This is a genomic window from Ruegeria sp. A5 (assembly GCF_056543005.1).
In genome coordinates this window covers 1-4017 of record NZ_JBQGAV010000022.1, presented here as the reverse complement: position 1 = coordinate 4017, position 4017 = coordinate 1, and the positions used below count along the sequence as shown (strand labels likewise).

Below are 4017 nucleotides of genomic sequence, written 5' to 3'. Positions count from 1 at the left end.
CCTCCGCATGAGGGGTCGATGATTGCGCCTTGTACCAGTTCGGGGATGGCGGCTTTGGTGACGCCGAGGTCGGAGAGTTTGCGGGGGATGGCGAGGCTGTCGTTGAACTCTTGCACGAAGCTGCGGAAGCCGTCGAAGCCGCCGTCGATGCCCAGATAGGCGGCGGCTTGCTGGAAGCGGTCGGCGATGACTGGCGCGTTGAACTCGAGCACGGCGGGCATGCAGACCGCGTTGGTGGTGCCGTGGTGGGTGTTGAACACCGCGCCGACGGGGTGGCTCATGGCGTGGATGGCGCCCAGGCCTTTCTGGAAGGCGGTGGCCCCCATCGCCGCCGCGCTCATCATCTGGGCGCGGGCTTCGATGTCGGTGCCGTCCGCATAGGCACGTGGCAGGTAGTCCTTGACCAGCCGCATCCCTTCCAGCGCGATGCCCTGAGACATCGGGTGGTAATGCGGGCTGCTGAACGCCTCGACACAATGCGCGAACGCATCCAGACCGGTGCCTGCGGTGATGAACTTGGGCATGCCCACCGTCAGCTCGGGGTCGCAGATCACCACGGTCGGCAGCACCTTGGGATGGAAGATGATCTTCTTGGCGTGGGTTTCAGAATTGGTGATGACGCTGGCGCGCCCCACTTCGGACCCGGTCCCGGCAGTTGTGGGCACGGCGATGATCGGCGCGATGGCATCGGCATCCGCTCGGGTCCACCAATCGCCGATGTCCTCAAAGTCCCAGACCGGGCGCGTCTGACCACACATGAAGGCGACCATCTTGCCCAGATCCAGCCCCGAGCCGCCGCCAAAAGCGATCACCCCGTCATGGCCGCCCGCGTTATAGGCCGCAACACCGGCCTCGAGGTTCTGTTCATTGGGGTTCGGGTCCACATCCGCGAACAGACCCCGGCCCAGACCGGCGGTCTCCATGATATCCAGCGTCGCGGTGGTGATCGGCAGGTCGGCCAGCCCCTTGTCGGTGACCAGCAGCGGCTTCTTCATGCCGGCCGCAGCACAGGCTTCGGGTAATTCATTGATCCGCCCGGCCCCGAATTTGATTGCGGTTGGATAAGACCAGTTTCCAACAAGTGACATGTTTGCTTTCCTTCGTGTCAAAAGGCCTGCCCCGGCGAGGGGGTCATTCCGAGGCAGGCCGGCGTCCTTAGCCCGTGACCTTTTTCAGGTGATAGGATTTGGGACGTGTCAGGTTGTGATAGCCAATGACCGAGAGACCGCCGCCGCGCCCGGTATTCTTGCAGCCGGTCCAGCACAGGCCGGGATCCAGATAATCGGCCCGGTTCATGAAGACGGTGCCCGTCTCAATCTGGTCACCCACCCGCGCTGCACGGTCCAGATCGCGGGTCCAGAGGCTCGCTGTCAGGCCAAACGCGCTGTCATTCATCAGCCGGGTGGCCTCGTCATCCGAGGACACTTTCATGATGCCCACTACCGGACCAAAGCTTTCATCCCGCATCACCCGCATGTCATGGGTGACATTGGTCAGGATCTGCGGCGTCAGATATGCGCCGCCATCATCCTCAGGGAAGATGTCGATATGGGCCACCGCACCAGCCTCGACCGCCTCGGCAATCTGCGCCCGTACCTCATCGGCAAAGCGCACATTGGCCATCGGGCCAATGGTGGTCTCAGCGTCCAGCGGATTGCCCAGCTTATAGCCCTTCACGATCTCCACCGCCCTGGCGACGAAGTCGTCATACAGGCTTTCATGCACATAAATCCGCTCGATCCCGCAGCAGCACTGGCCCGCGTTGAACATTGCCCCGTCGATCAGCGTCTCAACCGCCGCCTCCAGATCGGCATCGTCCATCACATAACCCGGATCCTTGCCGCCCAGCTCAGTCCCGACGCCGGTAAAGGTGCCCGCCGCCGCGCGCTCCATCGCCTGGCCGCCGCCGACCGAGCCGGTGAAGTTCACGAAGTCGAACGCATTGCCCGCGATCAGATCGTTGGTCACGTCATGGCTCAGAAAGACATTCTGGAACACGTCTTCCGGCACACCCGCTGCATGGAAGGCCTGCGCCATACGCTCGCCCACCAGCAGGGTCTGCGTGGCGTGTTTCAGGATCACCGTATTACCCGCGATCAGCGCCGGGGCCACCGTGTTGATCGCCGTCATGTAGGGGTAGTTCCACGGCGCCACCACAAACACCACCCCATGCGGGATGCGCCTGATATAGCGCTTGAACGTCTCATCTTCGCCCACGGCAATATCGGCCAAAGCGCTTTCGGCAATCCCGGCCATATGGCTTGCGCGCTCGTTGAAGCCGCCAAACTCACCGCCATAGCGCACCGGGCGACCCATCATATGCGCCAACTCGGGCACGATTTCCTCATTCATCGCGCCGACAGCAGCCACACCCGCCATCACGAGATCAATGCGTTCCCGCAAGGGCCGCGCCGCCCAAGCCGCCTGTGCGGCCCGCGCCCGGCCCGCAACCTCAAACGCCGCCTCCCGCGACAACACCTCGCGCTCGGCAAAAACCGACCCATCAATCGGCGAGACACATTGCAACATCTGCCCCATAGTCACTCCATCTCTAAAGAGAGCAGGATCCCTGCTTCATCTGGCCATAAATATCTCTGGGGCCGCCATTGGTGCGCCATTGGTTCGAGCGCCAATGGCGGCGGGGCTGGCCCCTCGCTTTCACCCTCTCAAGCCCGCTCGAACCCGCGGGCAATTTCCCAATCGGTCACCACGCGCTCAAACTCTTCGATCTCAACCTCGGCCGCGCGCGCATAGTGTTCGACAACGTCATCTCCCATTGCAGCCCGCAACATCGCCGAGCCATGCAGCGCATCTCGCGCCGCGCGCAGATTGCCCGGGATCATCCCCGTCTCTCCCTGATAGACGTCGCCCGTGGTCGGCGGCTGCAACTCCAGCCCTTCTTCGATCCCAGCGATCCCCGCCGCCAGCATCCCAGCCATCGCCAGATAGGGGTTCATATCCGAGCCCGGGATACGGCATTCCACCCGCACCGCCTTGGTGCCGTCACCGCACAGACGGAACCCGGCGGTGCGGTTGTCCACCGACCAGATGATCCGCGTCGGCGCAAAGGTCCCCTTCATGAACCGCTTGTAGCTGTTGATGTAGGGCGCCATGAAACAGGTGTAATCGGCGGCGTATTTCAAAAGACCCGCCATGTAGCTTTTCATCACATCCGACATGCCGAGCGGATCTTTTTCGTCGAAAAAGATCGGCCGCCCCTCGGACCAGAGCGACTGATGCACGTGGGACGAACTGCCCACCTTGTCATGATGCCATTTCGGCAGGAAGGTCGCGGCATGCCCATGCTGCCAGGCAATCTCTTTCACCGCGTTCTTGGCGATCGAGTGATACTCGGCCGTCTCCATCGCAGGCGCGTATTTGATGTTCAGTTCTTCCTGCCCGGTCTCGGCCTCACCTTTCGTGTTCTCGACCGGTATCCCCGCATCCCACAGATGGTTGCGGATCGGGCGCATCACATGCTCTTCCTTGGTGGTCTGAAGGATGTGATAGTCTTCGTTGTACCCCGAGATCGGCTCAAGGTCGCGAAAGCCTTCCTTGCGGATCTGATCAAAGCTTTTCTCGAACAGGAAAAACTCCAGCTCGGTGGCGCACATCGCGTCATAGCCCATCGCCTTCAGCCGGTTCACCTGACGTTTCAGGATCGAGCGCGGCGCGTGTGGCACTTCTTCATGCGTGTGATGATCCAGCACATCGCACATCACCATCGCCGTGCCTTCCAGCCACGGCACTGGGCGCAGCGTGCTCAGATCCGGCTTCATCACATAATCGCCATAGCCCCGCTCCCAACTGGTCGACGCATACCCGTCCGGCGTCCCCATCTCGAGATCCGTCGCCAGCAGATAATTGCAGCAATGCGTCTCTTCCCACGCTCCCGCAACAAAATGACCCGCATGAAACCGCTTCCCCAACAAACGGCCCTGCATGTCAACCAGACAAACCAATACCGTATCAATCTCGCCAGACGAAACCTCAGCCTTCAAATGCTCAAATGTCAGC

3 protein-coding genes are annotated in these 4017 nt (G+C 61.7%); all 3 read right to left on the bottom strand.

Features of this window, described 5'->3' with window-relative positions; translation table 11 throughout:
• On the bottom strand, nucleotides 1-1088 hold a 1088-nt coding region (locus tag ACR0AY_RS21135; protein ID WP_170516222.1), incomplete at its 3' end, for an iron-containing alcohol dehydrogenase.
• Nucleotides 1089-1155: 67 nt separating this feature from the next.
• Nucleotides 1156-2538, bottom strand: a complete 1383-nt coding sequence (locus ACR0AY_RS21130) for an aldehyde dehydrogenase family protein (protein WP_170516224.1) — start codon at nucleotides 2536-2538, stop codon at nucleotides 1156-1158.
• 128 nt (nucleotides 2539-2666) lie between these two features.
• Entirely contained in the window at nucleotides 2667-4016 is a 1350-nt protein-coding gene (locus ACR0AY_RS21125; protein ID WP_253913067.1) for a glutamine synthetase family protein, read from the bottom strand.
• Nucleotide 4017: the final 1 nt, after the last annotated feature.

Bases quoted from the DNA above. Each gene is read 5' to 3' on its own strand.
- ACR0AY_RS21130 (WP_170516224.1), bottom strand. From the start codon at position 2,538: ATGGGGCAGATGTTGCAATGTGTCTCGCCGATTGATGGGTCGGTTTTT.